Raw genomic sequence first — 7184 nt, 5'->3', positions numbered from 1 at the left:
GGCCCAGGACGGCGCTGCCGTAGGCGAGCAGATAGTCCACGTAGGTGTTGCCGTCCACGTCCCTGATGCGCGCGACCCCCCAGCCGTTGGCGAACGCGGAGATCAGGTACAGGCCCCGGCCCGTCTCGGGCAGGTCCTCTCCGCCGATAGTGGCCGCCGCCTCGTCCTGCAGGCCGGCAAGAAAACTGACGGGAGCGGTCGGAATGGCAGTGGTATCCCTTCCGCGGTCAACGACGCCCACGGTGACGCCCTTCTCGTAGAGGTCGAGGGTGAGAGATACAGGCCCGCCCGCGTGCCGGATTGCGTTGGTGAGGAGTTCAGTGACGACCAGCACCGTGTCGTCTATCCGGCCCTGGTCGGTCCGGTCTCTGAGTAGCTTGCGGACCGTCTCGCGGGCCCACGTCAGTGGTTCCGCCTTCGAGGCGAGTGCGAAGGCGTGGTGGTCGACCAGTTGCCCCAGGGTGAGTTCCCGGATCAGTTCGGCTGCTGTCGGCGGCACCTTCGTCTCCTTGCGTTTCGAGACGCCTTGTGGCGCGGGCCGGAATTCCGGCCCGCCACCAACCCTGGCCGACGGGCCGTTCCACCGGTACGCCAAACCCTGGCCACGTTGTGGCCATCTCGCCTGTGCAGATCCGGCTCGTGGGCCCCGGGAGAGCTGAGGCGTCCCGTCGACCACGCACCGCGGCTGGAACTGCCAGGGGGAAGAGATCTGCCTTCCGTGGGATAGGGGCTTGCCGCGACACGGGCCGTCACCGGCGTGGAGGTGGCGGAACGTCGATCAGGCACGTACGGAGGGGAGTTCACCGGGATCGGTTTCGCGGGGGGCTCGATCGGGACCCGGGTCGAAGCCAGGAGTGTCTTCGACGACGCTTCCGGCAGTCCTTGTCCGCGTAGTCGTCGATGCCACCGAATCGCCTTCGGAAATCGTGCTCGGGTCCACTGCGGCGCATGGTCTGGAGGCGGGGACGCCTCGGATGAGGCAAAAGTCGGAAGCGACATGACGCCTGAAACCCCACAAACTCCTCTCTGGGTCGACGCAGTTGGGTCGATGCTGTCAAGCGGTTCAGGGAAGGTGGCTACGAGATGGCCAAGCCCTGAGCACGCCGCGCAGGGACTCAACGATGGGCGTTTTCTACCTATTCGCACCCCGGGTGAACGTGACAAGGAGGGCAGGGAGCACGTCGAAGGGCCCCCGACATGGCCATGAGGTGGCCACGCTTTGGCGTACCGCTGCGACGACGAGGCGATCACGCTTAGTTCCAGATGCGTTCCGCATCCGAAACAGCTGCCCCGTCCCCCGGGAGTTCCGATGACCCTCACCACCTCCGCCCCTCGGCGCGCTCGGCCCGCCACGGTGGCCTACTCCTGGTGGTGGACGCGCACGGCGGGCAAAGAGTCCGTCCTGAACGCCCGCTCGCTCGTCATCAACGCGGAGCGCGACGTCCACCTGGTACTCGGCGACGACCGGCCGCTCCCGGCCCAGCAGTCCGAGGTCGATCAGCTCCTCATTCGGTTCTCCGACCATCTCGAGGGCCTTCTCCGGGCTGTCAGCGCCGACGCCGAGGCGGATGTGAGGTTCAGCCGGGCGCGGCGTGTGGGCCGGCTGCCCCGCCCCCTTGGCCACATGGAATCGCGGATCCACCTGGTGATGGCCGCCGAGAGCGTCCAGGACCTACTCGTCCATGTCCGCTCCGAAGGCGCTCGCCCTGCAAAGCTGCGGATGCCGCGCGGCTGGTGGCCCCTCGCCCACCGATTCCCCCTGCCACCCGCCGACGCCCGCTGGGCGCGCAGCCGTGAGGTAGCGCATGTCTGACCACCGCCGCCCGACTCAACTCCGGCGCCGCGCAGCCGGATCGGCGCCGTTGACTCAGGCTTCGCTTCGAGGGCTGGCCCTGCGACCGATGCTGGGAACCGGCGTCGCGGCGTGCGCCGCCTGGGCTGCACACCAGGCCGCGCACGTCCCTCTCTCCGTGGCCGTGCCCAGCGCCGCTGTGGCCTGGATCGGGTTCACGTGGGACGGCGTTCGTCGCGCCGATGCCGCCCTTGAGGGCTCCGACGCAGGGCTGGAGAACGCAGTGAGCGGCGTCGCAGACCTGCGCACCGCGATCAGTGCAGCCCTGGAGCGGGTGGAGAAGGGCGTCCTCAACGACGTGCCGGCAGCCCTTCCGGAGTTCACAGGTTCGCTGAGCGCCGACCCGGCACTCGCCGTGGAGCAGCAGCTTTGCCTCGCTCGCGCCGAGGTGGACCAGGCCATCGGCCGTGCAGCACATCTCCAGCAGCAGGGCGTGCTCGGGCAGCGCGCGCAGACGGATCTGCTGCGGACCATTGCCCAGCGGCAGAACACACTGGTGAGCCGAGCTCTGGAGGCCCTCGACGAGGCGGAGAACAGCGTCGAGGACCCCGACATCCTCGACGGCTTGTTCCGTGTCGACCATCTGGTAACCCAATTGCGGAGGTCGACGGAGAACATTGCGATCCTCGGTGGTCAAGGCCTCGCCGGTCGCCCTCGCGAGCCCCTGTCGGTGGCCACCGCGCTCCGTCAGGCGGTCGAGGAGGTCGAGCGGTACGACCGGGTTCGGGTCACAACACCACCGGACACGCTCGCCTTCCCCAGGCATGTGGGCCCCAGCGTCGTCCACCTGCTGGCCGAACTGCTGGAGAACGCGATCCGGTTCTCCGACTCCCGGACCAAGGTGCAGTTGATTGCCACCGAGCAGCAGGACGGCCTGCTGATTGCCGTCCGCGACCAGGGCATGTCCATAGAGCCCGCGCGGATGTACCAGCTGAACGAGCAGTTGGCCGCGCCGCACACCGTGGACGTATACGCCCACCTACGAGCAGGACGTATCGGGTTGGTTGTCACCGGTCAGCTCGCCCAGCGCTGGGGTCTCCGGGTCCAGTTGCAGGTGAACGATGATGGCCCCGGAGTGACCGCCTTTACGCTCATCCCCCGCACCGTCCTGATGACCGCTCCCCTTCCGCCGGACCAGAGTGGGCCCGCGCCGACGAAGTGCTCGGTGCCACACGAGGGGCAACCACCCTTCTCCCTCCAAAACGGCCATTACGGGAGGTCGCAGGCTGCGGGAGCACCGCAGCCGGTCTCGGGTGACGCACCTGCCGCGCGTCCGCATGCCGCGGAGACTCCGACCGAGGGTCGGACCCCCCTGCCCCGCCGCCCGGCCAAGACGCCCCCCGGTGAAACAACTGGCCGCCCCGCCGCTGCGCCCGTGCCAAGCAGAGGTCCCTCGGCCGGATTCCTGGCGCAGTATCGCGCGGGAGCCCAGCAGGCGGCCCCGCATCGCCGGGCCGGCGAGTGACCGCCCCTCCCCCCTTCATCTGGAGATCTCCATGCCACAGCACACCAACAAGTTGAGCGCCCTGGGTCAGATGCTGGCGGACTTCGTCGACCGCGTCCCCGGCGTAGTCGCGTCTGTCCTCGTCACGTCCGACGGCTTGGTCACCGAGTTCCATGGGCTCTCGGTGACGGACGCCGACACGCTGGCCGCGGGGGTCAGCGGGCTCGCGTCCCTGGCGAGCGGGGTCTTCCTGAAAGCGCCGGGCCAGGTGCAGCAGACTGCCATCGAACACGACTCCGGCGCCCTGTTCATCATGCGGGCGGACGGCCCGGAGCAGGTCCCCAACATGGTCGGTGCGCTGCTGGCCGTGCGCACCAGCACGGCGGCCGATGCGGGCTTGGTCGGCTACGAGATGATCCAGTGGATCGAGAGGATGCGCGCACATCTGCTCAACCCTGTCCGCACCGCACCAAGCGCTTCGGACCCCGTTACTCACCGGCCGGTCCAGTGACGTGGCCCGACCTCACCAGGACGCGGCCGTCCCGGCGGGCAGTTCACTGCTTCGGCCCTACACGCTCACGGGCGGGCGCACCCACTCCGAGTACCCGCTGCAGCTGGACACTCTGCTGGCCGCCCGCCCGGCTCCGGCCGACGTCGAGCTCGGCCCGGAGGGCGAGCGGATCCGCCTGCTGTGTGCGACGCCCCGGGCGGTCGCTGAGCTCGCCGCACACTTGGGCCAGCCCGTCCAGGTCGCCAAGATCCTCGCCTCCGATCTGCTGCATGTCCGTGCCCTGGCCATCGCCGAACGCGACGCCGGCCGTCGCCCTGACCGAGAACTCATGGAGGCCGTCCTTGTCGGTCTACGCGCCCTCTGAGCCCCCGACCCCAGGCCTGCGCAAAGTCAAGATCGTTGTGGCCGGAGGCTTCGGCACCGGCAAGACGACCCTGGTCGGTGCGGTCAGCGAGGTACAGCCCCTCTCCACTGAGGAAGCGATAACCCAGGCTAGCGAGGGCATCGACGCCTTGGAGGGGGTGGAGTCCAAGAAGACCACGACCGTAGCCATGGATTTCGGGAGGCTCACCCTCCCCGCCCCGGGACGCGCAGACATCGTGCTGATGCTGTTCGGCACTCCCGGACAGGACCGCTTCAACACCATCTGGGACGACCTCTCCCATCGCGCGGTCGGCGCCGTGGTTCTGGTCGACACCCGCCGCCTGGAAGACGCCTTCGCCGTGGTCGCTTACTTCGAGGCCCAGCAACTGCCCTTCCTCGTCGCCGTGAACCTGTTCGACCGCGCTCCCCGTTACCTGCTCGACGAGGTCCGCGACGCCTTGGACCTGGATAGCAGCGTTCCGGTCGTCGCCTGCGACGCCCGCGATCGGCAGTCTGTGCTCGACGTCCTCAAGGACCTCGTCCGCCATGCGCTGTTCCGCCTGCCCGCCTCCCCGCCCCCCGTCCTCGGAGCCCGCCCGTGATCCCCGACCCCCACACCCTGCAGCCGACGCCCGCTTCCATCTACTGCAACGCCTCGGCCTGGACACTCCGGAGACCGCTCCATGCCCTCCGTCTCTGCGAGGGGGCCGAGGTGATCCCTCGCCGGGCTCGCGGCTTATCGCTCGAGTCCGGACTCGCCGACCTTCTGCAGCTGCACAGTGGCGGCAGCTTCCCCGTCGGCCACGGCCTCGATGCCGTCGTCGTGCCCGAATCCCTGGCTCACGACGCCATCGCCACCATCGGCCGGCATCCGGTCGACCCGGTGGGCGCCGTCGCCGCGCTCGCGGACGGCTGGGTGTTCTTCGTTCCCCAGGAGTCGGGCGACCTGAGCTGGCCCGCCCATGTCCGATACCTGAGCGGCGGCTCCACGATCACGCTCCCGCCGCCGCCCGGCACACCCCCGGCCGACGACAAAGCCCGGTGGATCCGCTGGCACTCCTACGAACGCGTCATCACCGCTCCCCTGCTCCTTCAGCTCACCCTGCATGCCCTCGGCAAGCGGATCCTCGCTTCCTGACCCAGGAGAGTCCCGTGCAACCCCCCAGCCTTCCGCCCGCCTCAGGCGGTACCGCCACCACTGCGTTGCAGGTGGCCCAGCGGAGCCGTCTCTACATTGCCCCCCGCGGGGATGAGTTCATGTGCGACGTCGACGTGTTCTTCAACGAACAAGGGCACGTCTACTACGCAGACGAACGTCCCAAGGACCGCGACAGCGACGGTGTCCTGTGGGAGCGATGGGGCGGATCACCGACCGGCCCTGTCCAAATGGCCCAGCACCATCCCGCGCGGCAGCGCGAGGTGATGGAAGCAAGCCCGAAGTGCGGGGTGTGCGAGGGCGAGCCGGACCGCGATGAGCGGGGCGTGCTGTGGCTGCTGCACGTGGACGCCGAAACTCGCGCGACCCTGACCTTCCCCAGGGACATCGCAACCGCCACCCCTGCGGTGTGCCGCACGGACGCCTTCCGCGCCTTGGACGCCTGCCACGTCCTGCAGCGGGGGTTCATCGCAGTACGGGTACGGCAGGCGAAGATCATCGGCGTCCGTGGCACGGTGTACTCGCCCACCGAGCCGCCCCTGCTCGACCAGGTCGTGCGGCTTGAAGAGGACGCCATCCACCGGGTCGTCGCCCGCCACCTGATGCGGGAACTGCGCGACGTCACCCTCGACGAAACCACGCTGTCGACGGCCAAACTGCGGACCCGCGTGGGCCCCACCGTACTCGCGGGAGACGTCCCGGGTCCGGTGTGCGGATGACCGCGATGCGAAGGACGCCCAAGACGCCGCCGTTCGACTTGAGCAACACCCCCACCGTGCACAACATGGTGAGGGCCGCCAACTGGCCGTGCACTGACCTCTTCTCCCCGCTCGACGTCGGCCGTGAGCCTGTGAGGATGCCATGACTGGCAAGAACCTCGCCAGGGTGGCGACCTTCGTACTCGCCATGACGGTGGTCATCCTGGCTGCCCAACTCCCCGGCCCTCACTGAGCCTCGACCGTGCTGAAGCACTGACCCGGCCTTCGCAGGGTTCTTCTCAAGACCGCAGCACCAGCGGCCACCCCCGCGTGCACCGACCTGCACCGCAACCACATATCCAACACGGTCCATCCGGCCCTAGCAGGCCGGGACCTAATCTCGCAGAACGGACTTTCATGGCTGGTCGCATTGAGGACTATGCACTCGTCGGCGACTTACAAACGGCTGCACTGGTCGGCCGGGACGGAGCCATCGACTGGCTCTGCCTGCCCCGGTTCGACTCCAGTGCTGTCTTCGCCGGTCTCCTCGGCACCTCCGACAACGGCTTCTGGCGCATCGGCCCGACGACGGGAACAGACGCGAGCCCTCCGCCCGCCGACCGGCGCCACTACCGTGGCGACTCGCTGATCCTGGAATCGGAGTGGGACACCCAGACCGGCACACTCAGGGTCACCGACTTCATGCCCCCGCGCGGTGGAACGCCGCGACTGCTCCGGATTGTTGAAGCTGTCACGGGCAGCGTTACCGCCGCCTCCACTCTGTGTCTGCGCTTCAGCTACGGCAAGGTCGTGCCCTGGGTCTACAAGACCGACGACGGGCGGACCCGCGCGGCCGCCGGCCCCGACTCCGTGTGGCTGGACACCAACGCCGAGACCCACGGCGAGGCACTCACCACCCGCTCGGACATCACCCTCACCGCAGGCGAACGCGTCGCGTTCACGCTGAGCTGGCAGCCCTCCTACGACGCCGCACCCGCCCTACTCGACCCTGACCAGGCACTGCAGACCACCGAGAAGTTCTGGACGGACTGGGTCGCCCAGTGCACCTACAGCGGCCCATACCGCGACGCCGTGATCCGCTCACTGATCACGCTCAAGGCGCTGACGAACCCGGTGACTGGTGGAATCGTCGCCGCCCC

General features: G+C 68.7%; 9 protein-coding genes. 8 read left to right on the top strand and 1 reads right to left on the bottom strand.

Annotated elements, in window-relative coordinates; all coding sequences use genetic code 11:
- Nucleotides 1-499, bottom strand: a 499-nt coding sequence (locus ACWFR4_RS47080) for an ATP-binding protein (RefSeq protein ID WP_453657929.1), incomplete at its 3' end; no start/stop codon positions are given.
- 810 nt (nt 500-1309) lie between these two features.
- On the opposite strand from ACWFR4_RS47080, the gene ACWFR4_RS47075 reads away from it, so the two are divergent.
- The 8 genes from ACWFR4_RS47075 to ACWFR4_RS47040 all read left to right on the top strand — a co-directional run.
- The gene (locus ACWFR4_RS47075) at nt 1310-1813 is read left to right on the top strand and encodes a hypothetical protein (RefSeq protein WP_453657927.1); all 504 of its coding nucleotides are present in this window, start codon (nt 1310-1312) and stop codon (nt 1811-1813) included.
- Nucleotides 1814-1970: 157 nt separating this feature from the next.
- Nucleotides 1971-3317, top strand: coding sequence for an ATP-binding protein (locus ACWFR4_RS47070; protein WP_453657925.1), 1347 nt, complete (start codon nt 1971-1973; stop codon nt 3315-3317).
- A 31-nt stretch (nt 3318-3348) separates the two neighbouring features.
- Nucleotides 3349-3807 carry a roadblock/LC7 domain-containing protein gene (locus tag ACWFR4_RS47065; protein ID WP_453657923.1) on the top strand — a complete coding sequence of 153 codons (459 nt, stop codon included), beginning with the start codon at nt 3349-3351 and terminating at the stop codon, nt 3805-3807.
- A gap of 1 nt (nt 3808) precedes the next feature.
- Nucleotides 3809-4171 carry a DUF742 domain-containing protein gene (locus ACWFR4_RS47060; protein ID WP_453657921.1) on the top strand — a complete coding sequence of 121 codons (363 nt, stop codon included), beginning with the start codon at nt 3809-3811 and terminating at the stop codon, nt 4169-4171.
- On the top strand, nt 4149-4772 hold the full coding sequence (locus tag ACWFR4_RS47055; protein WP_453657919.1) for a GTP-binding protein: 624 nt from the start codon (nt 4149-4151) through the stop codon (nt 4770-4772). The genes ACWFR4_RS47060 and ACWFR4_RS47055 overlap by 23 nt, the downstream gene beginning before the upstream one ends.
- A 110-nt stretch (nt 4773-4882) precedes the next feature.
- A complete protein-coding gene (locus ACWFR4_RS47050) occupies nt 4883-5308 on the top strand; it encodes a hypothetical protein (RefSeq protein ID WP_453657917.1) in 426 nt (141 codons plus the stop codon).
- A gap of 119 nt (nt 5309-5427) precedes the next feature.
- Entirely contained in the window at nt 5428-6045 is a 618-nt protein-coding gene (locus tag ACWFR4_RS47045) for a hypothetical protein (protein WP_453657915.1), read from the top strand.
- Between the two features lie 396 nt (nt 6046-6441).
- Nucleotides 6442-7184: glycoside hydrolase family 15 protein (locus ACWFR4_RS47040; RefSeq protein WP_453657913.1), on the top strand; the 743-nt coding region annotated here is incomplete at its 3' end.

The organism is Streptomyces sp. NPDC055140, assembly GCF_053607285.1.
The sequence above is the reverse complement of the archived record's forward strand: the minus strand, read 5'-3'. Positions and strand labels throughout refer to the sequence as shown.

What these genes read in the sequence shown, in the direction of transcription:
- ACWFR4_RS47065 (WP_453657923.1), top strand. Translation starts at nt 3,349, where the DNA reads ATGCCACAGCACACCAACAAGTTGAGCGCCCTGGGTCAGATGCTGGCG.
- ACWFR4_RS47075 (WP_453657927.1), top strand. Translation starts at nt 1,310, where the DNA reads ATGACCCTCACCACCTCCGCCCCTCGGCGCGCTCGGCCCGCCACGGTG.
- ACWFR4_RS47045 (WP_453657915.1), top strand. Translation starts at nt 5,428, where the DNA reads ATGTGCGACGTCGACGTGTTCTTCAACGAACAAGGGCACGTCTACTAC.